We start from the raw sequence: 24,606 nt of genomic DNA, 5'->3' as shown, positions 1-24,606 counted from the left end.
ACCCACCCTAGTGTGGGCGGGATGCTGCGTTTCAAGCGTCGGATGTCCCCGGCGTGCGACCGGCCGGCGAAAAGGCCGCGCCCAGCACATCAGCGGTGGCCTGGACCAGCGGGATCATGCGGTCATAGGCCATGCGCTTGGGCCCGATCACGCCCAGCACGCCCAGCACCTGGCCGTTGGCGGTATAGGGGGCCGTGACCAGCGAAACGCCCTGCAGCGGCATCATTCCGGTCTCCTCGCCGATGAAGATGCGCACGCCCGGGGCCTGGATGGTCCGCTCCAGCAGCTGCAGGATCTCGCGCTTGCTGGAGAACAGCTCGAACAGCTCGCGCAGGCGCTCCAGGTCGGACAGGTCCTGCACGCCCATCAGCCGGGTCTGGCCGGCCACCAGCATGTCGTCGGCCGCTGGCTGCAGGGCCTGCTCAGCCAGCTCGATGCTGTGCGCCAGCAGCTGCTCCAGTTCGGAACGGGCGTCGCGCAGCTCCAGCAGCAGGCGGGTGCGGATCTCGGCCATCGGCAGCCCGGCGAAATGGGCGTTGAGGTAGTTGGCGACCTGCTCCAGCTGCCCCGGCGCGAACTCCTGGCGGGTCTCGATGACCCGGTTTTGTACCTCGTTGTCGGCGAACACCAGGATCGCCAGCACCCGGCGCCCGTCCAGCGCCACGAAATCGATCTGGCGGAAGGCGAACTGCTCGCGCCGTGGCGCGCTGACCACGCCGACGAAGTGGCTCATCGCCGACAGCAGCTCCGAGGCGCTGCCCAGCAGGGCCTGGGTGCTGCCGCCGCCGGCCAGCTCCTGGCGCAGGCGGGCCAGTTCGCCCTCCCCCGGCGGCTGCATCTGCAGCAGGCTGTCGACGAACACCCGGTAGCCATGCGCGGTCGGAATGCGCCCGGCCGAGGTATGCGGCGAGGCCAGCAGCCCCAGGTCCTCCAGGTCACCGAGGATGTTGCGGATGGTGGCCGGGCTGACCTCCAGGCCGGCCACACGCGCCAGCGTCTGCGAGCCGACCGGCTCGCCGTCCTGGATGTAACGCGCGATCAGCGTGCGCAGCAGATGGCGCGCACGCGGGGCAAGCTGGTCGGGAGAACCGTGCATGGAATCAACCTGTGAGACACGGACACTAGATAATGGCGGCGCATCCCCTTGGCAAGTCATTGGACCTCCCTCGCCCGCGTGCTAGCGTTGCGCGGCTGCTGATACCTCTTACCCATGCTCAGACATCTTTCGATCAAGGATTTCGCCGTCGTCCGCGCCACCGAACTGGAGTTCGGGCCCGGCATGACCGTGGTTTCGGGCGAGACCGGCGCCGGCAAGTCGCTGATGGTCGACGCGCTGGGCTTCCTGTCCGGCCTGCGCGCCGACAGCGGCGTGGTCCGCCATGGCGCGGCCCGCGCCGAGCTTTCCGCCGAGTTCGCGCTGGACCAGCTGCAGGCCGCGCGCCAGTGGCTGGCCGACAACGAGCTGGACGATGAAGATCAGTGCCAGCTGCGCCGCGTGATCCGTGCCGACGGCGGCTCGCGGTCCTGGATCAATGGCCGCCCGGTGACCCTCGCACAGCTGGCCGACCTGGCCGCGCTGCTGGTGGAGATCCATGGCCAGCATGAACAACAGGCGTTGCTGACCCGTCCGTCGCAGCTGGCCCTGCTCGATGCCTACGCCCGCAACGAGGACGCGCGCCGCCAGGTGCGCCGCGCCGCCGCCGCGTGGCAGGCACTGGTCGACGAATCACTGGCGCTGTCGCAACAGGGCGACGTGAGTGACCGGATCGGCTTCCTGGAGCACCAGCTGCGCGAACTGGACCGCGAGGACCTGGAACCGGAGTCGATCGCCGCGCTCGGCGCCAGCCACCGCCGCCAGGCCCATGCCAGCGCCCTGCTGACCGCCTGCCAGGCAGCCAGCAACCAGCTCAACGGCGACGACGGCAGTTCCGCGCTGGACCTGCTGCAGCAGGTGCGCCACGAGCTGTCGCGCCTGATCGAACATGACCCGCGCCTGGGCGAGGTGGACGGCCTGATCGAGAATGCCTCGATCCAGCTGCACGAAGCCCTTTCGCTGCTGGACCGCGTGCATGACGACCTCGACGCCGACCCCGAGCAGTTCGAAGAGAACGAGCGGCGCCTCGGCCGCCTGCACGACCTGGCGCGCAAGCATCGCGTGCCGATGGACGAGCTGGGCGCGCAGCGCGAACGCATGCATGCCGAAGTGGAACAGTTGCGCGGCGCCGACGAGCGCCTGCAGCGCCTGGCCGGCGAGATCGACAAGGCCGCCGCCGCCTGGCGCGTACAGGCCGAAGTACTGACCGCCAGCCGTCGCGGTGCCGCCGCCGAACTGTCGGCCACCACCACCGGCATCATCGCCGAGCTGGGCATGGGCGGCGGCCAGTTCCTGATCGAACTGGAGCCGCAGGACAACGGCAAACCCGATCCGCAGGGTGCCGAGCGCGTGGAGTTCCTGGTCGCGGCCAACGCCGGCCAGCCGCCGCGCGCCCTGCGCAAGGTCGCCTCGGGCGGTGAACTGTCGCGCATCTCGCTGGCCATCGAAGTGGCGGCGCTGGACCTGGATGCGGTGCCGACCATGGTATTCGACGAAGTCGACTCCGGCATCGGCGGCGCGGTGGCCGACATCGTCGGCCAGAAGCTGCGCGCGCTGGGCGAGAAGCGCCAGGTGTTGTGCGTGACCCACCTGCCGCAGGTCGCCTCCAAGGGCCACGCGCATTACCGGGTGAGCAAGGCGCCGGTGGAAGGCATGACCCAGAGTGCGGTGGAGAAGCTGGACAGCAAGGCACGCGAGGAAGAACTGGCGCGCATGCTCGGCGGCGTGGAAGTGAGCAAGGAAGCGCGCGCCGCCGCCCGCAAGCTGCTGCAGGTCTGACGCGCGTACGCGTTCATCCACGCATGGCGTGGATCTACAGGTAGTGCCGGCCGCTGGCCGGCAACCGGACCTGTGTGGAAGAAGATCGTGAGGTTGCCGGCCAGCGGCCGGCACTACCCCCGTGGCTGCGTCAGATCGACGTTTTCCACCAGGAAATCGAGGAACGCGCGCACTCGCAGCGGCAGGTAGCCGCCCTGCCCCAGGAACACCGCGTGCACCTCCTCCAGGTCACCGGGATTGGCCTCTTCCAGCACCGGCAGCAGCCGCCCGGCGGCGATGTCGGCCTGCACCTGGAACGCGGCCAGCCGCGCCATGCCCAGCCCGCCCAGCACCAGTTGGCGCAGCGCATCGCCATTGCTGGCACGGGCGTTGCCGCTGGGCAGCAGCATGCGCTCACGACCGTCCTGCAGCAGCGGCCAGCCCTGCATCGCCCGCGCATGGCCGATGTCCAGGCGGTTGTGCGCCTGCAGCTCCTCGACGCTGGCCGGCAGGCCGTGCCGCTGCGCGTAGGCCGGTGCGGCCACGATCATCATCCGCGTCGCGCCCAATCGCCGCGCCACCAGGCTGGAACTCTTCAGCGGGCCGGCGCGCACCGCCACGTCGGTGCGCTGCTCAAGCAGGTCGATCACTTCGTCATTGAGGGTCACGTCCACCCCCACCTGCGGGTTGCGCTCGAGGAACGCCGGCAGCAGCGGCAACAGGAAGTGCTGGCCGAACGGCACGTTGGAATTGACCCGCAGCCGCCCGCGCGGCTCGGCGTGGGCGCTGGCACAGCGTTCGGCTTCCTCCAGGTCGGCCAGCACGCGCAGGCCGCGCTCGTAGAACGCGCAGCCTTCCGGGGTCAGCTGCAGCTGGCGGGTGGACCGCTGCAGCAGGCGGGTGCCCAGCCGCTGTTCCAGCCGCGCCACCAGCTTGCTGACCGCCGACGGGGTCATGTCCAGGGTGCGGGCGGCCGCGGAAAAGCCACCGGTCTCGATCACCCGCACGAAGACTTCCAGTTCGCCGGATCGGTTGATGTCGGGTCGCGCCATGGCGATGAATCCAGTTCACAGATGATTGTCCATGCGCAGTCTAGTTCACAGATGAGGGCGGAATCACCATGGCGGCTCCTTTCCCCGGAATCGCTCCATGGACCGCCTCCGCAAGCTCGCTGCAAGCACCCTGCTCGCCCTGTCCGGCGCCGCCAGCGCAACCCCTGCCCCGCACTGGGTGGCCAGCTGGCAGGCCAGCCCGCAACCGGTGTGGGGCGCAGACTTCCTGTTCCCGGCCCTGATCCCGGCATCGCTGCACGACCAGACCTTCCGCCAGGCCGCGCGCATCAGCCTGGGCGGGCCGCGCCTGCGGGTAAGGTTGAGCAATGCCTACGGCACGCAGCCGCTGCGGATAGGAGCGGCCAGCGTGGCCGCACGACCGGGCGCGGCACCACGGCCGCTCCACTTCGACGGCCAGCCCGGCGTGCTGATCGGCGCGGGCCAGGAACGGCTGAGCGATCCGCTGGCACTGCCCACCGGCAATCAGCAGGCCCTGCAGGTCAGCGTTTTCGTGCCGGGGCCGACGCCGCTGCAGACCTTCCACTGGGACGGCCGCCAGACCAGTTGGATCGCCGGCGGCAACCAGAGCCTGGCGCGCGACCTGGATCGAGCCACCCCCACCACCGCACGCCTGTTCCTGACCGGGATTGAAGTCGAGGCCGCACCCGGCGCACGCAGCGTGGTGGTGATCGGCGACTCGATCACTGACGGCGCCACCGCCAGCCTCGACCAGGACCAGCGCTGGACCGACCATCTGGCCGCGCGGCTGGCACCCCGAGGCGTCGCGGTGGTCAACGCTGGCATCTCCGGCGGCCGGCTGCTGCGTGACGGCATGGGCGAGTCGGTTCTGGCCCGCCTGCAGCGCGATGCATTGGATCAGCCCGGCGTGGCCAGCGTGATCGTGCTGATCGGCATCAACGACATCAGCTGGCCCGGCACCGCCTTCGTCCGGCAACAGGCGCGTCCTACGCTGGCCGAGCTGCAGGACGGCTATCGGGCGCTGGCCGAACAGGCCCATCGGCGCGGACTGCGCATCCTGGGCGCCACCCTGCCGCCCTTCGCCGGCGCCCTGCCCGGCACGCCGCTGGACGACTACTACCAGCCCGGCAAGGAGGCGCTGCGCCAACAGCTCAACACCTGGCTGCGCACACGCAGCCCGTTCGACGCGGTGATCGATCTGGACACGGCCCTGCGCGACCCGGCCGATCCGTCACGGATGGCCGCCGCCTACGACTCCGGCGACCACCTGCATCCGGGCGATGCCGGCAACCAGGCGATGGCCGAGGCGGTGGATCTGGAGGTGCTGATGGGGCCGTCCACGCATGGCGTGGATCTACTGTGAACAACGAAAAACCCCGGGCAAGCCCGGGGTTCTGTCGCGTCCGGCTGGCCGGAACGGCTTACTTGCGCTTCTTGCGCACGTACAGCACCAGCGAGTGCTCTTCCAGCTCGTAGCCGTGATCGGCCGCGATCTTGCGCTGCAGCTCTTCGATCTCGTGGCTTTCAAACTCGATGATCTTGCCGCTGTCCACGTCGACCATGTGGTCGTGGTGGCCGCCGCGGTCCAGCTCGTAGACGGCCTGGCCGCCTTCGAAATTGTGCTTGAGCACGAGGCCGGCAGCCTCGAACTGGGTCAGCACCCGGTAGACCGTGGCCAGGCCGATCTCGTCACCATGCTCCAGCAGCTGGCGGTAGATGTCTTCGGCGGTCATGTGGTGCTGGGCATTGCGCTGCTCGAGCAGCGCCAGGATCCGCATCCGCGGATGGGTCACCTTCAGGCCGACTTTACGCAGGTCGTGGGTTTCCATAGGTCTCCGTTCATTGGCGATTTAGCGCCAGCTGCCTCGGATTGGGTCGCGGTGGCACGCCGGGAGTGTATCATCGGTTTGATTTCCCCAACCGCCAGTCCCGATGCGCAATCTCCTGTTGGTCGCCGCCGTCGCCCTGTCCACCACCGGGTGCGGCATCATCTACAAGCAACCCATCTATCAGGGCAACCTGATCCGGGAAGATGCCGTGGCCAAGCTGCAGGTCGGGCAGAGCAAGCAGCAGGTCACCGCGCTGCTGGGCACCCCGTCCATCCCCGACCCGTTCCACGCCCAGCGCTGGGACTACACCTCCAGCCAGCGCGTGAACCGCCTGGGCCGTACCGAGGTGAAGAATTTCGTCGTGTTCTTCGACAACGACACCGTGACCCGCTGGGAAGGCGACTACTTCCCGGGCAACGACAAGGCCCTGGCCCAGCAGACCGTGCGCCAGTTCGGCCGCAACCTGCCGAAGGACAAGAAGAAGAAGGGCCGCTGAGGCGCCCTGCCCGTCCACTCGGACGGGTCGCGGGCATCAACCGCCGAGCGCGCGCCGCCGGCGGTTGTCCTTGGGGTCGGCCAGCAACGGGCGTAGCAGCTCGATGCGGTCGCCTTCCTGCAACACCTGCTGCGGGCGCGCCAGCACGCCATGCACCGCCACTGCCGGGCATCCGGCAGTGCCGTCCAGCGCGGCGGCGGCAATGGCATCGGCCACGGTCGCGCCCTCTTCCAGCTGCAGCCGGCGCGACAGCACCCGCTGCGGCCAGGCCAGCACCACCTCGACCTCGATCATCGCTCAGCCCTCGTCGGCGACGCGGACGAAATCGTTGACCATCCGATCGGCCAGCCCCTGGAAGCCGATCGCCAGGGCCGGGCCCAGCAGGCGCGAACTGGGCTCGAACTCCAGGGTCAGGGTGACCTTGCAGGCATCTTCGGCCAGCGCATGGAATTCCCAGCGGCCGTGCAGTTGCTTGAACGGGCCATCGCGCAGCTGCATGTCGATGCTGTGCGGGCGCTGCAGGGTGTTTTCGGTCTGGAACCAGGTGCTGAACGAGCCCAGGCCCAGGTCCAGGCGCGCCACCAGCCGGTCTTCGCCCTGCTCCAGGATCTGGGCGGCCGAACACCAGCGGAAACGGCGCGGATAGGCCTGGACATCGTTGACCAGGTCGAACATGCGCGCGGCCGAATGTTCGACCAGGGCGCTGCGGCGGATAGTAGGCATGAATACAGGACGTTTCGGCAATCGACCGGGCGGGCCCGAATCGGAGACAATACGGAAATGAGCAAGAACAGCGGCAAGGATAAAGCAAAGAGCGCGACGGCCAACAAGACCATCGCGCTGAACAAGCGTGCCCGCCACGAGTACCACATCGAGGATCGCTTCGAAGCCGGCCTGGCCCTGCAGGGCTGGGAAGTGAAATCGATCCGTGCCGGCCGCGGCAACATCGTCGACGCCTACGCCTACGTCAAGGATGGAGAGATCTTCCTGATCGGCGCGCAGATCACCCCGTTGATCCAGGCCTCGACCCATGTGGTGGCCAACGACCGGCGCGAGCGCAAGCTGCTGCTGCACCGGAGCGAGATCGACAAGCTGGTTGGCAAGGTCGAGCGCGATGGCTACACGATCGTGCCCACCGCGATGTACTGGAGCAAGAACAAGATCAAGCTCGAAGTCGCGCTGGCCAAGGGCAAGCAGACCCACGACAAGCGCGATGCCGCCAAGGACCGCGACTGGGCGATCGAGAAGCAGCGCGTGATGCGTCGCGGCAACCGCGACGCGTAAGCGGTTGCGCATGCCCCTGTAGAGTCGAGCTTGCTCGACTGCTTTGGCCTTCTGTAGAGCCGGGCCATGCTCGGCTTGGACAAGAATCAGTCGAGCAGGCTCGACTCTACAAGCGGCTCAACCGGCCAGCGCGCCCAGCTTCCGCATCCGCGGTACCAGCGCCGCGTGCATCACCGCCAGGTGCATCACCACCGCCAGTTCCGGCGCGTGGCGCTCATCGCCCGCGCGCCACCGCTGTGCCAGCTGCGCCGCATCGGGTGGCAGCAGCGCCAGCAACTGCGCATCGTCCAGCGCGTCGGCCGCGACCTGCAGCTGCCTGGCGACCTGCCTCGACTGCCACACATGCACGCCGATGCTCAAACTGGCCAGCGACATCAGCACCACGGCCAGGCCGTGCTCGAACCACTGCGACAACACCTCCGGCCCCCACAGCAGGGCCGCCAGCACCGCCAGGCCCGGCAGCCGCCACCCCAACCAATGGATGCGACCGCGCTGCGCCCAGTGCACCACCACCGCGCTGGCCACCAGCGCCGCCGCCGCCGTTGCCGGCAGCTCGGTCAGCCAGGTGGCTGCGAGCAGCAGCCCCAGCAGCGCCCAGACCCAGCCGGGGGGCAGCGCGCGCCGCTGATAATCGGCACCGACCGGTCCGACCAGCTGTCGCAGGCTGCGTTGTTGGCTTGCCTCAGTCACCCACCGTCTCCGTGTCTGCTCTAGCCTGGATGGTCGTCGCCAGTGTGTCGCAAATTCGTGCCAATGAAGTTACCAATCCGCTATGCCAGCCGCACTACAACTTCCTGAGGATTGCCAAGGTGACTGTTCAGCTGTTTTGCCGTAGCATTGCCAACGTTGGGCAGGCCCTGACCGTGGCGACACGGAATTGGCCCTGTACCTTGCAGCACTGTAGAAACCGGGGGTGCATTGGTTTCGACGGGGGTTGTGAAGTCGCCTGGCGCATGCCGAGGGGGTAGCTTTCCTCGTAAATCCAGCTGCAAAACTCTAGTTGCCAACGACGACAACTACGCTCCGGTCGCTCTCGCAGCCTAAAAACTGCGGTGCGTGACCTTCTGCCGACTTAGGCGGAGCCTCGAAACTGCTTGTGTCCATGCTCGCAGCGTAGAGTCATTATCATGGAATCGCGCTGGGCGGCTGCCTGTCAGTCCGGCACTAGAACACAACAGGCTGGTTCCCGGATGCGCTTTGCACGCCGTGCTGTTCGGGGACGAGATTTAACGGCGAGCTAAGCATGTAGTGCTGGGGATGGAGTGCCTTCGGACGGCGGTTCAATTCCGCCCACCTCCACCAATACCGGGTCCGCAAGGGTCCACGAAAAGCCGGAATCCCTCGTCAAATAAGGGGTTCCGGCTTTTTCGTTTTCCACCCTTGTCCATGCCGTTCCGTTGCAGGCTATGAGACGGTGGGGGTATATCTAGGGGTATCGCACCGCCCACGAAAAGCCGATACCCCCATGCCCCTGACCGACGTCGCGATCCGCCGCGCGAAGCCAGCCGACAAGCCACAGAAGCTGTCCGATGCTGGTGGCCTCTACCTCTACATCACCGTGGCCGGCGCCAAGAGCTGGCGCTGGAAGTACCGCTTCGGGGGGAAGGAAAAGGTGCTGGCGCTGGGCCTGTACCCGGACGTGACCCTGGCCAATGCCAGAGACGCGCGAGACGACGCCCGGCGCCTCCTGCGCAGTGGCGTGGATCCCGGCGAGCAGAAGAAGGCGGCGGCAACGGCCGCCGTCGTGGATGCTGCCTCCAGCTTCGAGGCGATTGCCCGGGAGTGGCTGACGGCCCGCCCTTGGGTGCCAACGTATAACAAGAAGGTCGAGGCGTGGTTCGAGAATGACGTCTTCCCCCAGATCGGGAAGCTGCGCGCTGCGGACCTGAAGGCCTCCGACTTTCTGAAGATCGCCAGGAAGATGGAGGAGCGCCAGGCGTTCGAGTCCGCGCACCGCGTCATGCAGAACTGTGGTCAGGTCATGCGCTATGCCGTGGCGACCGACCGAGCCGAGCGGAACCCGGTCGCGGATCTACGCGGCGCCCTGGTCCCGCCCCCGGAACGGAACCACGCTGCAGTGGTAGACCCGGTCCAGCTGGGCGGGCTGCTGCGTGCCCTGCACGCCTACCGTGGCGCCGGCATCGTCAGCACAGCGCTCAAGCTGGCGCCCATGCTGTTCGTGCGCCCAGGGGAGCTACGGCAGGCCGAATGGGCTGAGATGGATCTGGATGCCGGCTTGTGGTCGATTCCGGCAGCACGCATGAAGATGCGGCAGCCTCACATCGTGCCGCTGGCGCGCCAGGCGGTTGAGATCCTGCGCGAACTGAAGCCCTACACCGAGTCGGGAAAGTACGTGTTCCCCGCCCGGGGCAAGAAGGATCGACCGATGTCAGAGGTAGCGGTGCTGGCCGCGCTACGCGCCATGGGCTACGACAAGGATACGGTGACGGGTCACGGCTTCCGAGCCACCGCGCGCACGCTGCTGGACGAGGTGCTGGGCTTCCGCCCGGACATCATCGAGCACCAGCTGGCGCATGCCGTGCGCGACCCGAACGGACGCGCCTACAACCGCACGACCCATCTCGATGAACGGATCCGGATGATGCAGGAATGGGCGGACTACCTGGACCGGCTGCGCGACGGCAACGTGGTGCAGCTGCGGGTGGCCTGACGCCTACACGCCCCGCCGCATCTGCTGCAGCCCTGCCCTCACCCACGCCTTGCGGGCGTCCCTCGGCCGCGGCTTCGTCGCCGTCGGCTTGGGCGGCTCCAACGCTTCCTTGACCCACGCAGTGGCGTTGGCCGTTGCCTCAGCCAGGCGCAAGGCCTGTTGTTGCTGCTCGCGGGTCGGCGGCAGGCCGGGAAGCGGTTCGAGGGGCTCGGCCGGGGTCGTGTCCAGCAGTCGCGCCACAGCGGAGCGCAGGCGCATCTCTGGGTAGAGCCTGGCTGCGCACCAGCGCTCGGCGTAGCGCTTGCCCTGAGCGATGCTGGCGGCGCGGGCTTCTTTGACCTGCCACATCTTCCTGGCGTCCAGGCGGACGCGCCCGCCACCATCCTTGGCCGCCGAGACGTTGGCGATCTGCCGCCCGCTCCACCACAGCACCCAGCTGTCCCCCATCTGGACCCAGCCAGCGGGGATCGGGGCGGAACTAAAACCTTGGTAGCCGTGCGAAGAAAGCATGGCCGAAAGGATACGGCCGGGCGTCGCAGATACTGCGATTGAATCCTAACCTGATTAAGCCAGGCGCCCTTCCATGAGGGTTCCGACCTTCTCGATGTTCTCCAGCGACAGGCCACCAATGTTCTGGGCGAACTGGCGGATGAGCTGGGCATAGGAGTCTTCCAGCACATCAGCCTCCGACTTCGAGGCGTCGATCACACACTTCGTGCGCTCGCTCATGCCCAGGAAAATCTCCCGGCACAGCGCCAGATTCTCTTCGTTCTCGAAGTGGTTTGGCCTATCGCCACGTGCGCGAATACGTTCCAGGCCAGTGGCCGGCTCGACATCGAGCAGCAGCATCAGATGCGGTCGCGGCGCGAAGTCGTTGGCCTTCGAAAGGTCCTCAACCGGAAGCCCAGCGGCACCTTGGTAGGCAACCATCGAAGGGAAGTAGCGGTCGAGTATCACCACCTCTCCGCGCTTGAGAGCCGGCTCGATGAACTGCTCGACGTGATCGCGGCGGTCAGCCAGTAGGTACTCAACCTCCTGCTCCGGGCTGAGGCGACCCGATTCAGCGGACTGACGAAGCTTGGTGCCCCAAGGACCATTGGTTGGCTCTTTACTGGTCGAAACGGCCACGCCATGGGCGCGAAGCCGCTCGGTCAGGCCTTTGGCCAACGTCGACTTGCCGGCCCCATCGATTCCCTCGATGGCAACCAGCAGGCCACCGGGGATGGTGATGCTCGTCATGCGGGGTAGTGTATCCAATTGCCCCGGCACCGCCAGAGGGGGACGGGATGCTAACGCGGACAGGTGCCAAAGGGCCAGTCTTGACACGTTTCCGCCGGCGCCTCGCCGCTCAGGCAGCCTCGGCGAAGGGTTCGACCAGTGCCACCAGCAGCTCCATCGCGGTGGCTGGAGCAGCTTGATCGCCTCCCCTCTGTAGGAAGCCAGTCCAGTCGGCTCGCACCAGCTGCACCAGCCCTGGCGGTGCCAAGGGGATGCAGCGCATTGGCCAGTATGGAAGCCTGCGCTGCCCCACCCGCCCACGCGCAATCTCGATCAGGTTTGAATGGCTGGTTGCCCCTGTAGCTCTGGAGAAGGCCACATCCAGACCGTCCTGAGGACCCTCCATGTAGGAGAGGAACCTGCTTCCATCAAACAACGTTACCCCGGTGACTCCAGCCGTGCGGTTGAACCGCTCTGCGTTCGCCATGATCCTGGACAGCTGCGCCATGGTCAGGTCGCTGGCAGCTTCACTGACAAATACAACAGCCCTGTTGGGCATGGCTCTCTCCTGCCTCCACGGGAGGCCGAGCGTAGAACCGACGCCGTAAGGACCGCGTAGAGGCCGCCAGATCGCCGTCACATTTCCGGCAGATTCTACGCCCCGCGAGTTGCGCCGGCCGGGCTACCCTCCGCCCAGGGGTGGCCGATCCGTCAAACACGGGCATGATCGTTAGATCTGCCCGAGATCCTTAACCACCGCCTGCCCCTTTTCCAGGAACCCAGCCAACAGCCGGCCTCCAGCTACCTGTCGCCCTACCCGTTCATTGAGCCATGTAGCCTGGACCTTGCCAGCCGCAAGAACGTCGGCTGGGGCGAAGCTATCCGGCCTGCCGGCCAGTGGTTCCCCTGGAGAAGCCAAGCCCCCATCGAGGGGCTGCACTATCGTTGGCTTGGAGCTGTCGCTCTTCGCATAGGCTGTGGCCACCATCCGCCCTCTCTTCGGCGACCAGCCACCCAGCACCAGTTCGGTCCCAAGCTTTTCGATCGGCAAGCGAGCCTCGGCTGCCGCCCTCACGTAATTCGGCCACAGTTGATCCACTACCAGGCCCAACTCGGAGGAAAGCTGCTCCATCGTGAAATCAGCACGGAAGCTCGCCTGCAGAGCCAGCTCATAGATGCGAAGGAAGAACTGCGTGGAGCCGCGTGCGGCCATCACAAGGTTGTGCTGCGGAATCAGCAGCAACTTCGCGCCAGAGGAATGGGCACCGGTCTGGGCATCCTCTGCCAAAGTGTCAACAGCAACGAGGAGCTGGTCAGCACGCAGCAAAACGTTGAGGATGCTCATTGTGTACGCCCGGTGGCCCACACGGACTATCCATCCTATTCATGCGCAAGTCGAGCCCACTATGACACCCACCTTGGAGCAAATTGCTGAGCGACTGCGCGCGTGCGAGGTCGACTTAGAAGCCCATCGGGCCTACCTCAAGGCAATGGAATACGCGCTTGGCGCCTCGATCGCCACCCACAATGATCCGCGATCACTGGCCCGCGTGTGGAACCTGATGCTGGTAGAGGCAGCCGATGTGCATGCCGGCAGCGACGGCCCAGTTTTCACCGCTGCCCTTCAGCAGTCTCTTCGGATGCTGACCGATCAGATTTCCTCTATCGACCCTAGGGCTACCAATCAGCGCCCAGTAGACCAGTAAGGATTCGCTCAAGTTCGGCCGCGCCCTCCTGCTGGGAGTCCACTTTGATCGAAAGGCCGTTTTGCGACGGGCCAGGCCTAGCCTCAAACCGCGTAATGGTGCCTCCCCCGCGGCCATCCACCTGGACCCTGGCCGTTATGGTTCTTCCCCTGGCGCTGAATATCCAATCTTGAAACTCGTGCATCTGGACTTCTCGGTGTGGGGTTCACAGGATAACTGTCGCCTAGTGATGCGAGAATCATCCAAGGTGACACCCTCAGTCTAGGTGTTGACCCGGGATTTCGCCCGCCATGCTCCTGTCTCAACGTCCCTGCGTAGCGCCCACGTCTTTGCGGGTATCTTCGCGCCACGAGCTGTGAGGTACTCCGGCATTGAAAGAAGAACCTCTTCCCCCCTCACAGAGCAACTGGTCGAGAGGACGACGCCATCACTCAACTCCACCAAGCACGTGGTCTCACCGTCAGTTGCCGGGAGACTGCCAGAGAGATCGGCGGTAGCCCCGGGATAGATGTGTGTATGCGTGAACTCAAAGCGCATCGATCTGTTCCCTACTGCCCTTGATCGCTTATACACCCGAGGACAGCACAAGGGGCAATCTCCGGGGGAGCCGCAGCAATTCAGGCTGCCGCCGCCTCGCGGCATTGCGCAACCAGATCGGCGAGTTGCTCCATGCCGGTAACGGGATCAAACCGGCCTTTCAGCCGCTGGGAGAAGTTGGTCCAGTCGGCGCGGACCAAGGACTTAAGCTGAGAGGCGGTCACCCGCATGAATAGTAATGGCTGTTCCGGGAAGCGGAGCTGCTGAACAGTCCCTCGAGCGAGCTGCACAAGTTCTGAGTGGATGGCCAATGATTCGATGTAGACCAAAGTCGCAGCTACCGAACTGGCGGTTCCCTCGAGGTAGGTAAAGAAGCGGCGTCCATCGAAGCACACAACCGCTCGCGATCCACACACCTCGTTGAACCTGGCCCCAGCAGCCATTAGGTCGGCAAGCCGGCTTTCACCCACCTCTTCGACAGCAGAGCTTACAAACACAACTGAACACTTCAGCATGCGGCACAACCTCGAATTCAGAGGCGAGCGTATGCCCAGACATGTGCTCAGCGCGTGCAGGAAGCAAAGCAACAAGCGGTGCACAGTCACGGGATTTGCACGCTTGCAGAACTACGCTCCGCACACCACTCAAGACTGAGCGGCCGTGAGCTGCATCAAGCCGCCGCGCGTACCTCGCAGGACGCGATCAGCCATGACACTGTCGCCCCTGAATGATCAAGAGCAGTCCATTACACGCGCCGCCCTTCGAGCCCAACTCCCCTCAGTTCGTCTGGAAAACCAGGTTCAAGGACAAATGTGTCTATACCGGTTGCGGAGTTGGCCTGCCTGGGCGGATTGAGAGCGACAAAAGTACCGAGATCCGCGCAACCAAGCAGGCGCTTGCCGCACAGCTTGCGCACGTTCGGCTTTCGCAGTGCCACGAGGTGTTCGTGCGAAACACGACGGCCGCTCTGATCACTGTCCACCACTTTCTTTCTGAAGCAGCGGAGAAGGACGCCGTCTTCTTCCTTTGCGCAGATGCAGAGGTCGCTGGGCAGATCATCGACACCCTCAACATCTGCGCGGAGTAACACGTCGAGCCACTTGGCCGCAGCAGCAGCCGGTGGGCGTGAGGGCTTAGCCGTCACCCCCCGCCCTCATCCAGCGGCCCGACGATCTCCGGCGCAGGCGAACTCTCCGACTCCCACACTCGATCCGTCGCAGCCTTGATCAGCGCCATCAGCTTCCAGCCAGGCTCGGTGATCTGTTCGCCGGTAAGCGGGTGGGCGAAGGTGTACTCGCCCGCCAACAGGTCACGGATCGGAGCGCGCACCGTGCGGTCGTAGCTGCGGGTGTTGACCTGACCCGTGCCCGGGTTCCAGTCCACGCGATCGAAGAAGAACAGCACCGGGCCGTCATTGTCCCGGAAGTCCCACTGCACATCGATTCGGGTCGCCAACATCTCGACCCGGTTGTTGTTGCTATCGGAAAGAATCGGTGACATCTCATTGCTCCACGGAAATGATGCCCAGCGTCTGATTGATCACCACACCGACCGTACCGCCGCTCGCCGTGCCCGTGGCCACGTTGCGGGTGACGATGATGGCCCGGTAGGTAAACTGCTCGGTGCCCGGGGTGTTGTCGGTGAAGGTATGCGAACCCGCCATGCGCGAGGTCAACTGCGAGGGGCCGCCTTGCTCGTTCAGGACCTCGTAGCTGCCCGTGACGTTGAAGTTGGTAATGAACTGCTCCGCGCCGGCACCCACCTTCCGGTAGATCGCGATGGTGGCGTTCACCGGCCCGGAAACCCCGGTCCACCGGCCAGTGTTCGCGGTGTCGGTCTTGGTCATGTCGTAGCTGACCACGACGCTCTTGGCGCGCCCCAGGGTGGAGAACGGCCCGTTGACGATCTCAGCGTTGCCGTTGGTCGAAGTGGTCTGCACAGCGTTCTTGAGCACGCCAGCCGACAGACTGCCACCGAAGTAGCCATTGCCCTGGTTGTCGATCCAGAACAGCGCGTTCGCCTTGCTGGCATTGGCCGGGTCGGAACCCACGCCGATCCACCACATCAGGTCGCTGGACACGCCGAACGGCTTGCCGTGCACCATCATGTAGGCCCCGGAGCGGGTGATCCAGCGGCCGCCTTCGAACGTCGTGCTCCCGGTGTTGTTCGGATCAACGATGCCCAATCGATCAGCAACGAAGTCGATCCGACCGATGGTGCCGTTGTTGACCGACGTCATGCCAATGGCCCGCCCGTTGACATCCAGCGCCCAGGTATAACTGGCGAGCAGGGCCGCCTGGCCGTTCTCCAGCGTCGTCGCCCGCACTTCCATGGACTGCATCGCGCTGGCCGTATCAGCGGTGGTGACCTCGTCGCTCCATGGTGTTGCCCCGGTGCCGCGCTCCAGTTTCAGCCGCCTGAATGATGAAATATCATCCGTTCCCTCGCACACTACGCCAGCGAGAAGCCTCGTAGTGCCCTGCGGCACGTCGATTGGAACGCTAAGCGGCTGCCAAACCCCCAGCTTAGAACGATCGGACATCGCGGTGACCGAGCCGATTAGGCCCGCTGCGTTGTACGCACTGAGCACCAGACGAGCATTGCCGGCCAGACCATTGCGGAACACCTCGCCGGACAGGTAGTGAACGCCGGGCGTCGGATCCTGCACGTACTGGTAGCAGCTATCGCTCACACTGGCCGCAAAGATTGCCAGGAACGGTCCGTGGGAGGCGCTGGTCAACGGAAGACCGTTGTTCGGCGTGCCGCCCCAACCCGTAAGCCCATTGCGCCAGCTGGGGTTCTTCAGCATGTTCGGGTTGGGGTTCATCCCCACCGAGAGATGGGTGATGGCTGAACTGTTGGCCGTCACCGAGTCGCCGAGGTTGCTGACCTGGCTGGCCAGCTGCTGGAGCCCCGCAGCCGACGCCTTTCCCTCCAACGCCGCATTGGTCGTGTTGATCCGCTCGCCCAGCGCGCTGTCTCGGCTGACACTGGCCTGCTCGACTGCATTAACGCTGGCCGTGCTTGCCTTGTCGCCCAAGGCCGCGTTGGTGTTGTCCAGGCGCAGCCCCAGGGCGGCGTCCGCCTGCGCCAAAGCGGTCACCTGGCTGGCCACCTGCCCCGCACTGGCGGCCTGGCCCCCATCGGCCGGCATCAACGCCACCACGGCATCTGTGCGCCTGGCCTCCGCCGCAATGTCGCTGGCGTTCTTCGTGGACATGCTGATCGCCGCCGCCAGCGCATCGCCCACCGAGGTGTAGTCGCCGATAGCCTCCCACACAGCGGGATTGGTGCCTGGCTCCACGTCGACGTTCTCGGCCAGCGCCCGGTACAGCGTCCCAGCGCGGCGCACGAAGTCACCGGCCGGATAGGTCGCGCCGGCCGCCCATTCGTCGGCGCCAACAATGTCCTCCAGGATGCCGTTGAGTGCGGCGACCTGGGCGTCAGTGTACTGACGCGCCTTGCCCACCGCCTCGTTCACCGCGGCCACGTCGCCGGCAAGCATGTCGATAATGGCCTGACCAATACGCTGGTTCGCCCGCTCCGCCTCTTCCCAGGTCTCCTGCATCTGCTCGCCGAGGTTGTTCCCCAGCGTCCGGGACAACACCCGCATGCCAGTGGACAGCGCGCCGCTGGTGTTGCGCGATCGGCAAGCGAACGTCCATTCACCCGAGCTCGGCAACACTGCCTCAAAGGCAGCAGCGTGATAGCCGGTATCGCCCAGAGGCGTCATCTGGTCCCAGGCCGGCGAAGCGATCAGGCCTGGCATGTAGCGGATCTCTACGCCGGCGAAGTCTGCCGACTGAATGGTGTCACTGAGGAATCCCCACGTGTAGCGGCGCACGCCGCCGCTCAGCTCCTCCACGTCGAACAGGTCCACCAGCACCGGCGGCACGTCTGCGCCGATGGTGTTGTAGAGCAGGCTGGCCGCAACACCCGCCAGTCCGTCAGGGCTGTACGGCCGCACGGTAACTGGATAGGTGCCCGCCGCAGGGATCCGCCAGCTGGCCGAACGGGTGACGGTTCGCGCGACTTCCTCCAACGCGGCGTTGCCGTCGAGGTCGCTCAGCACCACGATGTCTCCGACCGGACCAGAGATGTCGAACGAGGCCTGCAGCTCGGTGTAGACCGTGTCGCCCTGCACCACCTGTCGTTCGGTCATTTTCAGGTTGCTGGCAACTGGCCGCGTCTGCAGCTGCGAGCCATTGCCGGGGGGAATGTACTCACCGGTTTTGACGTAGTGCCAGAACTCCTGACTCTCGGGCACCACATCCACAGCGGCGCCCTTCAGATCGCTTTCTGGCCGTACGCCGACCACGCGCACGCGATAACCCGGGGTCTGCTTGAAGTCGTAGATCCAGATAGTGTCCCAGGCCGGATTGGCATTGCCGCTGCCCGGCAGCTCGGCATCGGTCGGCCACGGGTCGGCCAGCTTCAGCTGGTCGCTATCGCCGGTGAAGGGCACGACCCGTAGCACGCGGTACACCCGCTCGCCAGGGATGCGCAGGCCGATGTAGGCGCTGCCCTGCGCGGGCGCAGGCACTGGCACGTCGAGCTGCAGCGTCACGGCTCGCCCAGGCCCCATCGATGCGGAAAGGACCTGACCGCCGAAGCCCCATTGCGTCAGGTCGTGCTGCAGCGCCAGCACCGACATGCGGCCGTAGGACATGTGCTCGATATCAGTGCTGTAGGTGATCGCCTTGTACTGATACAGGCTCTGCGCCAGGTGCCAGCGTGCCAGCAGTGCAGCGTGTGCCTCACTGGTGACGCCCTCGCCGGATACCTGTGCCGGGTTGAGCATGGTCGTCACGCCCGGTGCCGGCACGCGCAGCGTCTTGGCCTCCCACGTAGTGCGGTCGAGGTAGCTGTACTCGATGCCATCGGCGGCGCTGGCCAGAGTGTAGTCGACCTGGAATTGCCCCTTCTTGATGGTGGCCATGTTGACCACGCCCGACAGCGGCTGTTCGTCAGCTGCCCACACCACAGCCAGCCGGCCGCGGGGCCAAGCGATCTGGCCGAAACCGGCCAGCGCGATCGCGTCGAGCACGCCCTGATGGCTGCGCACCTCAGTCAACCAATGGTCGTATGTCAGGTCGTTCGCAGCGCAGTGTAGTGTGAAGGCCTTCAGAGCCTCGACATCGATCTGGCGGTCGGGCAACCCCATCCCGGCAATGCGCTTGCCGGTGGGATCAGTGAAGCCTCGGGCATAGGCAAGGATCTGCGCACCTGGATTGTTGCTGGACTCGGTCACCCAGCCGATGGCATCGCCCTTCCATACCGGGATCGGAGCCGAGTGCGCCACACAGCGGATCTCATCAGGCGCGCCGTTGAGCTGGCCCGAGGCCCGCATACGGATGCCGATGCGCGAAATGCCCGGATATCCCGGCGGCTCGCGTCGAACGCTGGTCAGCGTGGTCCAGGTGAAGTTGGCCTGGGCGCCGCTGCCATCGGTGTTCTGACCGGCAACTCGCACGCGCACGTCGTACTGCCCCTCGGGGACATCCAAGGTGTAGCTGCGCTTCTGGGTCTTCTGGGTGCGGCCAGAGACGCTGTAGTTGCCGAAGTTCAGCCAGTTGCCGGTGCCGACGGCCCGGTACTGAACCTGAAGCTGCTCTCGGTTGTCCTTTTCCTTTCCCTTCGACGTCACGTCCCAGATCTGGAACTCGACGCCCACCACCAGACGGATCGTCCGCTCACTGCCGGTACGCTGCACCCATTGCCCCGGCCGATTCTTGGGGTCGCTACTGGTGTCGAGCAGCCGGCCACCCTCGACCACAGCCACGTTGCTGTAGATCGGGATGTCCTGGTCGGGCATGCCAGAGAAGCCGTGGTACCAGACCTGCACCCCTTCGAAGCTGGAGAGCAACGCATCCCCGTTGTAGAGCTCTTCCACTCTGGCAACGTTGATGCCGGGAGTCAGCAGCAGCGAGACGAACTGCTGATCGCCCTCGTAGTTCGTGTATGGCAGGCTCGCCACGTCCGGAGCGATGCGCACCGACCCCAACAGCAGGCCCAGCGGCTCATAGGGCCGTGGACGGTTGCGGGGCGCGGACAGAGCGAAGGTGCTTTCGGCGGGCGCGGCGGCGCTGGGCTGCTTGGGCTGCAGCACTTTGTTGATCAGCAGACTGCCGGCCAGATATACGCCCGCACGTGCAGCCGCCAGGCCAGCACCAGACAAGCCCGCCTTGGCCAGCCAGCCCGCCAGCATCGGCGCCTGGAACGCAAAGTAGGTCAGCGCGACCATGGCGACCAGGCGAACTGCGCTCTTGCCCACTGCTCCACGGACCTCAATGATCTGTCCGTGCTTGGGATAGACGTGGCTCCAGAGATGACGATCGACAGGGCGACCGCCGATTGTTACCAGCCACGCCTGCCCGTCGAGCCCTTCTACGTGGCGCATCAGGAACGCATAGAGAGACTCGCCCGGACGCAGGTCCACCGGCGCGTTGCGCTGCCCGTCCAGCAGCACCGGGTGGGGAGTGACGATCAAGCGACCGGCGGGGACAGGGGCGTCCATCAGACCCATGAGTAAAAGCCCTCAATCCGAAGCCCGAAGCCGGGCAGTTCACGCACGCGGTGCAGCACGCTGCAGCCGTTGCGCTCGTTGCTGTGGAGTACCCAACCTTCATGGGCCAGGAAAAAGAAAACCCCGGCATGGCCGGGGTTTCGGTGGCCCTGATCGAACATCAGGACAAGGTCGCCGTCTCCAGGAGGGCCGTCTCGCCGATGCCCGTATGGCCGCGACAGGGTTCCCAGCTCGGCCGCACCTTGAGCACCGCGGGGGCGACGCCCAGGCAGCGTGATCAGTCGTCCGAACAGTTGCAGCTGCACCAGCACCACCAGGTCGGCGCAGTCGAAGCAATCGGCGTCGTAGGGCACGCCCACGAACTTCTCCACATCCGCCAGGCGCATCAGAAGATCCCCGGCAGGGTGAACGGGTTGGCACGCAGCAGCACCGCCTGCTGACGGGTCAGGTAGTCGACGCCGCATTGCCCCGTCGCTGTCTGGCTGTTCACCGACACCTGTGCCATCGGAAGGTCGTAATCCGCCTCAATGACGTTGGGGTCTGCGCGATCGGTGATGATCAGCCGTGCGTTCACGATCTCGCCGGGCAACAGGCCTTCCAGGTCCTCCGTGATGTTCCGGCCGACGTTGTCCAGCACCAGCTGGAGCCGCGGAGCCTGGCCGCTCACGTCCTCCGGCAGCTTGAAGCCAAAGGGATAGCCCACGTATACGAGGCCACGGCTTGTCCAATCGACCGTGTCGTTGGCAATGCGCAGAACCTCTGGGAACGACGGCGCGCTGATCTCGATCAGGGCCAAGGCGCTATCGGTGTCGGTCGTGCGCTGACGGCGCTCAAGGAAGCTACTCATCTCAGGTACTCCATAACCACCTCTCGCTGCGCAAGATGGAAGCGCGGTGCCTGCGGCGACATTGCACCGAGCTTTCCACCAACGAACCGCGCGACCACAACCTGCCCGGTGCGCGGATGCACAACGTCGAACCAGCCGATCCGCTTGATGTCGTTGAAGTACCAGGCCTCGAAGATGGCGACGTCTTCAGGAGTCTTGAACAGCACAGTCGCAGTGACCGTTGCCATCACCCCACTGTTGATCACCCGCTGCCGGGGAACACCTCTCTCCATCTCTGTCCGTTCAACCGAGGGGTCAAAGTCTTCGCTCAACCCGCTGAAGCGCAGAATTGCTGCGGTTGGCCACGTGCTCATCCAATAGTCTCCTGCCACCCGAACCGCGCCTTTCCAACAGCAGCCAGATCACCGCCATCCAAGCTATCGCCGACGATGTCTATCACCAGCCTCCTGAGCTCGCTTCCATCAGGCATGCGCTGGCTCTCTTCGCGGGCGCGCACCTGGTTGCTGCCGAAATTGTTGATCTCCACCCGCATGGCGCTACTGCCGTTTGGGGTGCCTGCGGTTGCCATTGGCGCCGCCGGCACCACCTGGCCGTTGTTGCCAGGGATCAGGTACCTCTTGCCGTTCTGCTGGAACAGCTCCGGACGGCCGCCCTCGCCCACTTCGTAGAAAGAGTCGCCGGTGACGCCGCCACCACGGGCCCGGCCGCCGCCGAAGCCAAGCAGTGGAATCGACTCCTTCACTACGCTGCCAATGCCGCCACCCAGGCCGAGGAACCTGCCAAGGCCAGTTCCGCTCAAGCCGCCCAACAGGCCAACAGCCGCCTGCTTTGCCCCGATGCGAGCCAAGTCCGCGATGATCGAGTTGGACATATCCCGGATGGATAGCTTTCCGGTCTGAGCGACCCGCACCCACATGTCTTCCCAGCCGCCCAGTGCGGTATTCATCACCCCGCTGGCCTGGTCCATCGCGTTGCGGGCGGCGAAGACGTAGTCCTCCCACACCCGGTTCACACCGGCACGCCAGTCACCCAGCACCGCCTGGCGCTGCTCCTGGAACGTTCGCTCTTTGGCCAGCTCGCTGTCACGGTACGCCGCTGCGTTCGCCGCCAGCAGATCCCATGACGCCTTGTCGGCGGCCACGTCTCGGCTGCCGATGCGCTTCAGCTCGTCCTGATACTCGCGCTGGATGTCCAGCTGCCGGCGCAGCATGCCTACAGCATCCGAACCGCGCCCCATGCCCATCAGGTCCAGCTCATTCGAGCGGGCCCGGTTGTTGCTGGCCTGCGCCAAGATCGCCTTCTGCCGGGCAAGGGCTTCTGCTGCCTCCCTCTGCTTCAGGTACGCAGCCGACTGCTGCCCCGATGCCAGAAGCTCCTCCCTCGCCGCCTCCAGAAGCGCCCGTGTGGACGCCGTCATGGTGTTCTTGCCCTTGGCCAGCACCTGCTCAATCGCCATCGCCTGGCGCTCGCTCTCGGTGACCTTGACGCCGGTCTCTACCAGCTGCTTGTTGGCCTCGATCTGGCGCTGCGCTGCGGCCAGCATGTTCTGCGCGGCGCTGTCGTCACCGTTGCGCTTACCCACGCCGTCGCGGCGGTTGAATGACTTGTCGACGTCGGCCTGGGCCTTCGCGATCAGCCGCTGCATGGACCCATCGAAGTGACGGGCGTCGCTGTCGGCCAGCTTGTTGTACTGGGCGATGATCTTCAGCCGAGCCGCTTCCTTGGCACTGGCCCGATCAAGGCCTGCCACTTGGGCATTGATGGCCTCGGCAGCAGCCTGCTCGGCCGTGGCGCGCTCCTGCGTCACCGCAGCCAGGTCACGAGCGGTCTGCGGATCCAACGCGCTGCCCTCATCGATGGGCTTGGGCAGCGGCGGCAGCCCTCGCATGCGAGCAGCCGCGCCGTTCAGCGCTTCGGTGAGAGACGGAAGACCGAGGTTCTTGACCAGCGTGCCACCGGCTAGGCCGAGCCCAAGAACGTCGCTCAGTCGCGGCAGCCGCGCCAGGACACCCCATTCTCCGGCCAGGTCCACCACTGCACTGGTGAAGTTGCCGAGCGCGCCCCAAGCGCCCTCGACGTCGGCCTTGATATCGCGCCAGCCTTTGGCCATCCCGGGCATCACCGCCTCAGTGCGGTTAGCCACGTCGTCCAGGTGGGAGGCATAGATCCTGATCGCCTCGTTGGCGGCTTCCTGCGACCTCCCCTCCTCTCGCAGCGTCGTGATGCGCTGCAGCTGCGCGGCGGTCAGGAACCGCTCTGCGTCGTTGAGCTTCAGCAGGCCCTCCACCGGTTCCTTTGCGATGGAGTCAAATGCACTGACCGTGGCCGAGAGGGACCGCCCGGCCGACGCTTCCATGCGCGCAGCAGCAGCGGCCACCATCTCGAACTGCTCGCCGGCGTAGCGACCGGCCTTTGCTGTCTCCGTCAGCGCTGCCACAGCACCGCCTCGCGACACGCCCTGCAGGTGATCGATGCTGTTGGCCAGTTCCAGGAAGCCAGCGGCGCCAATGGCGGCACCTTGCCCGCTCAGGATCTGAGCCTTCTGGAAATCGAACAGCTGGTCTTCCGACTGCTTTGCGGCGATAGCCAAGGCTGCCAGTGCTGCCGCGGTGAGCGTCAGCGGGTTGATGAGCCCCAGCACATAGCCGCTCACGGCGCGCGCGGCTGGCCCGATGCCTCCGAATTGATCCTTCAGCTGTCCACCTTGCTGGATCGCCACCATCCACGCCGGCTGGCCGCTGATCAGGCTAGTGGTGATGTCGGTCACCTGCATGGGGATCATGCGCAGGTTGTTCTGCAGCTGCCGTGCGGACATACCCATGCCGTTCTGCGCGCCGGTGGCGTTGAGCACCGAGGCGCGGGTGGCGTCGATGTTGGCCTGGTACTGCTGCCACACCTGGGGTTTAAGCAACCCCAGATCCCGCGCCCGCGCGAGTCGGTCCTGCTGTTCGGCCAGCTTGTTCAGCGCCGCCACGGTCGGGTTGATCTGCCCGAGTAGCTGCTGCAGGTTCAACTCATGCGCTTCCGTGGCGGTGGCTGCCTGTCGCGTAGCTACCGCAGCCCTCTGCTCGATCCGCTCCATCTCCTGCACGCGAGCGTTGATCTTGGCCTGCTCGTTGGCCCAGAAGGACGCCGACTTTCCGGTGTCCTTCTGGAACTTCTCCAGGCGTTCGGCAGCAGCACCGGCCTTCTCAGCCGCAGCGGCATTCTCGTCCAGGGCCTTGGTGCCCTCCACCAGGCCGCTGCTGTCGACCTTGTAGCCAAGTTCGGCGATGTCCATCAGGGGCTCCCATTGTTCTGCATTGCCCGCTCACGCGCGGCCTTCTGGTCTTCGCGCACCGCGCGCAGGTACTGGTCGTCCATCGCCATCAGCATCTGGACCTCCTCCGGCAGCAGATCGATCTGCAGCAGGGAGGCCCATTGGCCGATGTCAGCAAACGTCAACGCTTCCGGGCCGCTGTGCCGGCGGGCGGATATCTCCCAGAACCAGCCCCAGACGTGGGCAGCCGCGTCCGGGATCTCCATCTCTGGTGCTTCGGTGATGCCGAAGCGGGCATTGCGCTGGCGCCTGGTCTCGCCGTTCTCGTCCGCCATGTCGTAGCGGACGGCG

25 protein-coding genes and 1 other RNA gene are annotated in these 24,606 nt (G+C 65.6%); 8 read left to right on the top strand and 18 right to left on the bottom strand.

Going from position 1 to position 24,606, the window contains the following annotated elements:
- Nucleotides 1-31: 31 nt before the first annotated feature.
- Nucleotides 32-1,096: a heat-inducible transcriptional repressor HrcA gene (hrcA, locus tag VN11_RS08935; RefSeq protein ID WP_008266321.1), complete on the bottom strand. Its 1,065-nt coding sequence runs from the start codon at nucleotides 1,094-1,096 to the stop codon at nucleotides 32-34.
- Between the two features lie 114 nt (nucleotides 1,097-1,210).
- Here hrcA and recN point away from each other — a divergent pair, with 114 nt between their 5' ends.
- Entirely contained in the window at nucleotides 1,211-2,872 is a 1,662-nt protein-coding gene (gene recN / locus VN11_RS08930; protein WP_053449489.1) for a DNA repair protein RecN, read from the top strand.
- A gap of 113 nt (nucleotides 2,873-2,985) precedes the next feature.
- Here the strand turns inward: recN and VN11_RS08925 are convergent, their stop codons facing one another.
- Nucleotides 2,986-3,903, bottom strand: coding sequence for a LysR family transcriptional regulator (locus VN11_RS08925; protein ID WP_053449488.1), 918 nt, complete (start codon nucleotides 3,901-3,903; stop codon nucleotides 2,986-2,988).
- Between the two features lie 97 nt (nucleotides 3,904-4,000).
- Between VN11_RS08925 and VN11_RS08920 the strand changes: the two genes are divergently transcribed.
- Complete coding sequence (locus VN11_RS08920) at nucleotides 4,001-5,245, top strand: SGNH/GDSL hydrolase family protein (RefSeq protein ID WP_053449487.1); 1,245 nt, start codon at nucleotides 4,001-4,003, stop codon at nucleotides 5,243-5,245.
- A 58-nt stretch (nucleotides 5,246-5,303) separates the two neighbouring features.
- Here VN11_RS08920 and fur read toward each other — a convergent pair whose 3' ends face one another.
- Entirely contained in the window at nucleotides 5,304-5,711 is a 408-nt protein-coding gene (gene fur / locus VN11_RS08915) for a ferric iron uptake transcriptional regulator (protein ID WP_005409235.1), read from the bottom strand.
- Between the two features lie 103 nt (nucleotides 5,712-5,814).
- Between fur and VN11_RS08910 the strand changes: the two genes are divergently transcribed.
- Entirely contained in the window at nucleotides 5,815-6,207 is a 393-nt protein-coding gene (locus VN11_RS08910; protein WP_006434042.1) for an outer membrane protein assembly factor BamE, read from the top strand.
- Between the two features lie 36 nt (nucleotides 6,208-6,243).
- On the opposite strand, the gene VN11_RS08905 is transcribed toward VN11_RS08910, so the two are convergent.
- On the bottom strand, nucleotides 6,244-6,501 hold the full coding sequence (locus tag VN11_RS08905; protein ID WP_008268432.1) for an RnfH family protein: 258 nt from the start codon (nucleotides 6,499-6,501) through the stop codon (nucleotides 6,244-6,246).
- Nucleotides 6,502-6,504: 3 nt separating this feature from the next.
- On the bottom strand, nucleotides 6,505-6,930 hold the full coding sequence (locus tag VN11_RS08900) for a type II toxin-antitoxin system RatA family toxin (protein ID WP_032959119.1): 426 nt from the start codon (nucleotides 6,928-6,930) through the stop codon (nucleotides 6,505-6,507).
- A 57-nt stretch (nucleotides 6,931-6,987) separates the two neighbouring features.
- Here VN11_RS08900 and smpB point away from each other — a divergent pair, with 57 nt between their 5' ends.
- On the top strand, nucleotides 6,988-7,491 hold the full coding sequence (smpB, locus tag VN11_RS08895; protein ID WP_040007975.1) for an SsrA-binding protein SmpB: 504 nt from the start codon (nucleotides 6,988-6,990) through the stop codon (nucleotides 7,489-7,491).
- A 117-nt stretch (nucleotides 7,492-7,608) separates the two neighbouring features.
- Here the strand turns inward: smpB and VN11_RS08890 are convergent, their stop codons facing one another.
- The gene (locus tag VN11_RS08890) at nucleotides 7,609-8,181 is read right to left on the bottom strand and encodes a hypothetical protein (RefSeq protein WP_053449486.1); all 573 of its coding nucleotides are present in this window, start codon (nucleotides 8,179-8,181) and stop codon (nucleotides 7,609-7,611) included.
- Between the two features lie 219 nt (nucleotides 8,182-8,400).
- Here VN11_RS08890 and ssrA point away from each other — a divergent pair.
- Nucleotides 8,401-8,793: a transfer-messenger RNA gene (gene ssrA / locus VN11_RS21780) on the top strand.
- A 163-nt stretch (nucleotides 8,794-8,956) separates the two neighbouring features.
- Nucleotides 8,957-10,162 carry a tyrosine-type recombinase/integrase gene (locus VN11_RS08885; protein WP_053449485.1) on the top strand — a complete coding sequence of 402 codons (1,206 nt, stop codon included), beginning with the start codon at nucleotides 8,957-8,959 and terminating at the stop codon, nucleotides 10,160-10,162.
- 3 nt (nucleotides 10,163-10,165) lie between these two features.
- Here VN11_RS08885 and VN11_RS08880 read toward each other — a convergent pair whose 3' ends face one another.
- The 4 genes from VN11_RS08880 to VN11_RS08865 form a co-directional block, all read right to left on the bottom strand.
- Nucleotides 10,166-10,672: a hypothetical protein gene (locus VN11_RS08880; RefSeq protein ID WP_053449484.1), complete on the bottom strand. Its 507-nt coding sequence runs from the start codon at nucleotides 10,670-10,672 to the stop codon at nucleotides 10,166-10,168.
- A 54-nt stretch (nucleotides 10,673-10,726) separates the two neighbouring features.
- The gene (tmk, locus tag VN11_RS08875) at nucleotides 10,727-11,401 is read right to left on the bottom strand and encodes a dTMP kinase (protein WP_053449483.1); all 675 of its coding nucleotides are present in this window, start codon (nucleotides 11,399-11,401) and stop codon (nucleotides 10,727-10,729) included.
- A 109-nt stretch (nucleotides 11,402-11,510) separates the two neighbouring features.
- On the bottom strand, nucleotides 11,511-11,939 hold the full coding sequence (locus tag VN11_RS08870) for a BLUF domain-containing protein (RefSeq protein WP_053449482.1): 429 nt from the start codon (nucleotides 11,937-11,939) through the stop codon (nucleotides 11,511-11,513).
- Nucleotides 11,940-12,110: 171 nt separating this feature from the next.
- The gene (locus VN11_RS08865; protein WP_053451287.1) at nucleotides 12,111-12,725 is read right to left on the bottom strand and encodes a hypothetical protein; all 615 of its coding nucleotides are present in this window, start codon (nucleotides 12,723-12,725) and stop codon (nucleotides 12,111-12,113) included.
- Between the two features lie 61 nt (nucleotides 12,726-12,786).
- Here VN11_RS08865 and VN11_RS08860 point away from each other — a divergent pair, with 61 nt between their 5' ends.
- On the top strand, nucleotides 12,787-13,086 hold the full coding sequence (locus tag VN11_RS08860) for a hypothetical protein (RefSeq protein ID WP_053449481.1): 300 nt from the start codon (nucleotides 12,787-12,789) through the stop codon (nucleotides 13,084-13,086).
- A gap of 617 nt (nucleotides 13,087-13,703) precedes the next feature.
- On the opposite strand, the gene VN11_RS08855 is transcribed toward VN11_RS08860, so the two are convergent.
- Entirely contained in the window at nucleotides 13,704-14,138 is a 435-nt protein-coding gene (locus tag VN11_RS08855; protein ID WP_053449480.1) for a BLUF domain-containing protein, read from the bottom strand.
- Between the two features lie 212 nt (nucleotides 14,139-14,350).
- Here VN11_RS08855 and VN11_RS08850 point away from each other — a divergent pair, with 212 nt between their 5' ends.
- Nucleotides 14,351-14,710, top strand: a complete 360-nt coding sequence (locus VN11_RS08850; RefSeq protein WP_053449479.1) for a hypothetical protein — start codon at nucleotides 14,351-14,353, stop codon at nucleotides 14,708-14,710.
- Between the two features lie 53 nt (nucleotides 14,711-14,763).
- Here VN11_RS08850 and VN11_RS08845 read toward each other — a convergent pair whose 3' ends face one another.
- Genes VN11_RS08845 through VN11_RS08810 form a run of 7 tightly spaced genes read right to left on the bottom strand, consistent with a single transcriptional unit; the run spans nucleotide 14,764 to nucleotide 24,590 of the window.
- Nucleotides 14,764-15,123, bottom strand: a complete 360-nt coding sequence (locus VN11_RS08845; protein ID WP_053449478.1) for a hypothetical protein — start codon at nucleotides 15,121-15,123, stop codon at nucleotides 14,764-14,766.
- Nucleotide 15,124: 1 nt separating this feature from the next.
- Complete coding sequence (locus VN11_RS08840; RefSeq protein WP_238581868.1) at nucleotides 15,125-20,140, bottom strand: host specificity factor TipJ family phage tail protein; 5,016 nt, start codon at nucleotides 20,138-20,140, stop codon at nucleotides 15,125-15,127.
- Nucleotides 20,140-20,535, bottom strand: a complete 396-nt coding sequence (locus VN11_RS08830) for a hypothetical protein (RefSeq protein WP_053449475.1) — start codon at nucleotides 20,533-20,535, stop codon at nucleotides 20,140-20,142. The genes VN11_RS08840 and VN11_RS08830 overlap by 1 nt, the downstream gene beginning before the upstream one ends.
- On the bottom strand, nucleotides 20,535-20,996 hold the full coding sequence (locus VN11_RS08825) for a DUF1833 family protein (RefSeq protein ID WP_049458474.1): 462 nt from the start codon (nucleotides 20,994-20,996) through the stop codon (nucleotides 20,535-20,537). Before VN11_RS08825 ends, VN11_RS08830 begins: the two co-directional genes overlap by 1 nt.
- Nucleotides 20,993-21,349, bottom strand: coding sequence for a hypothetical protein (locus VN11_RS08820; protein ID WP_053449474.1), 357 nt, complete (start codon nucleotides 21,347-21,349; stop codon nucleotides 20,993-20,995). Before VN11_RS08820 ends, VN11_RS08825 begins: the two co-directional genes overlap by 4 nt.
- Nucleotides 21,346-24,276 (bottom strand): phage tail length tape measure family protein, encoded by a 2,931-nt coding sequence (locus VN11_RS08815; RefSeq protein ID WP_053449473.1) that lies wholly within the window; start codon nucleotides 24,274-24,276, stop codon nucleotides 21,346-21,348. The genes VN11_RS08820 and VN11_RS08815 overlap by 4 nt, the downstream gene beginning before the upstream one ends.
- A complete protein-coding gene (locus VN11_RS08810; protein WP_053449472.1) occupies nucleotides 24,276-24,590 on the bottom strand; it encodes a phage tail assembly chaperone in 315 nt (104 codons plus the stop codon). The genes VN11_RS08815 and VN11_RS08810 overlap by 1 nt, the downstream gene beginning before the upstream one ends.
- Between the last annotated feature and the right edge of the window lie 16 nt (nucleotides 24,591-24,606).

Origin of the sequence: Stenotrophomonas maltophilia (genome assembly GCF_001274595.1) — a bacterium.
Lineage (GTDB): Bacteria > Pseudomonadota > Gammaproteobacteria > Xanthomonadales > Xanthomonadaceae > Stenotrophomonas > Stenotrophomonas forensis.
This window is presented reverse-complemented; position numbering and strand designations above follow the sequence as displayed.

Coding starts and splice junctions, on each gene's coding strand:
- hrcA (WP_008266321.1), bottom strand. CDS start 1,096: ATGCACGGTTCTCCCGACCAGCTTGCCCCGCGTGCGCGCCATCTGCTG.
- recN (WP_053449489.1), top strand. CDS start 1,211: ATGCTCAGACATCTTTCGATCAAGGATTTCGCCGTCGTCCGCGCCACC.
- VN11_RS08925 (WP_053449488.1), bottom strand. CDS start 3,903: ATGGCGCGACCCGACATCAACCGATCCGGCGAACTGGAAGTCTTCGTG.
- VN11_RS08920 (WP_053449487.1), top strand. CDS start 4,001: ATGGACCGCCTCCGCAAGCTCGCTGCAAGCACCCTGCTCGCCCTGTCC.
- fur (WP_005409235.1), bottom strand. CDS start 5,711: ATGGAAACCCACGACCTGCGTAAAGTCGGCCTGAAGGTGACCCATCCG.
- VN11_RS08910 (WP_006434042.1), top strand. CDS start 5,815: ATGCGCAATCTCCTGTTGGTCGCCGCCGTCGCCCTGTCCACCACCGGG.
- VN11_RS08905 (WP_008268432.1), bottom strand. CDS start 6,501: ATGATCGAGGTCGAGGTGGTGCTGGCCTGGCCGCAGCGGGTGCTGTCG.
- VN11_RS08900 (WP_032959119.1), bottom strand. CDS start 6,930: ATGCCTACTATCCGCCGCAGCGCCCTGGTCGAACATTCGGCCGCGCGC.
- smpB (WP_040007975.1), top strand. CDS start 6,988: ATGAGCAAGAACAGCGGCAAGGATAAAGCAAAGAGCGCGACGGCCAAC.
- VN11_RS08885 (WP_053449485.1), top strand. CDS start 8,957: ATGCCCCTGACCGACGTCGCGATCCGCCGCGCGAAGCCAGCCGACAAG.
- VN11_RS08880 (WP_053449484.1), bottom strand. CDS start 10,672: ATGCTTTCTTCGCACGGCTACCAAGGTTTTAGTTCCGCCCCGATCCCC.
- tmk (WP_053449483.1), bottom strand. CDS start 11,401: ATGACGAGCATCACCATCCCCGGTGGCCTGCTGGTTGCCATCGAGGGA.
- VN11_RS08870 (WP_053449482.1), bottom strand. CDS start 11,939: ATGCCCAACAGGGCTGTTGTATTTGTCAGTGAAGCTGCCAGCGACCTG.
- VN11_RS08865 (WP_053451287.1), bottom strand. CDS start 12,725: ATGAGCATCCTCAACGTTTTGCTGCGTGCTGACCAGCTCCTCGTTGCT.
- VN11_RS08860 (WP_053449481.1), top strand. CDS start 12,787: ATGACACCCACCTTGGAGCAAATTGCTGAGCGACTGCGCGCGTGCGAG.
- VN11_RS08855 (WP_053449480.1), bottom strand. CDS start 14,138: ATGCTGAAGTGTTCAGTTGTGTTTGTAAGCTCTGCTGTCGAAGAGGTG.
- VN11_RS08850 (WP_053449479.1), top strand. CDS start 14,351: ATGATCAAGAGCAGTCCATTACACGCGCCGCCCTTCGAGCCCAACTCC.
- VN11_RS08845 (WP_053449478.1), bottom strand. CDS start 15,123: ATGTCACCGATTCTTTCCGATAGCAACAACAACCGGGTCGAGATGTTG.
- VN11_RS08840 (WP_238581868.1), bottom strand. CDS start 20,140: ATGGACGCCCCTGTCCCCGCCGGTCGCTTGATCGTCACTCCCCACCCG.
- VN11_RS08830 (WP_053449475.1), bottom strand. CDS start 20,535: ATGCGCCTGGCGGATGTGGAGAAGTTCGTGGGCGTGCCCTACGACGCC.
- VN11_RS08825 (WP_049458474.1), bottom strand. CDS start 20,996: ATGAGTAGCTTCCTTGAGCGCCGTCAGCGCACGACCGACACCGATAGC.
- VN11_RS08820 (WP_053449474.1), bottom strand. CDS start 21,349: ATGAGCACGTGGCCAACCGCAGCAATTCTGCGCTTCAGCGGGTTGAGC.
- VN11_RS08815 (WP_053449473.1), bottom strand. CDS start 24,276: ATGGACATCGCCGAACTTGGCTACAAGGTCGACAGCAGCGGCCTGGTG.
- VN11_RS08810 (WP_053449472.1), bottom strand. CDS start 24,590: ATGGCGGACGAGAACGGCGAGACCAGGCGCCAGCGCAATGCCCGCTTC.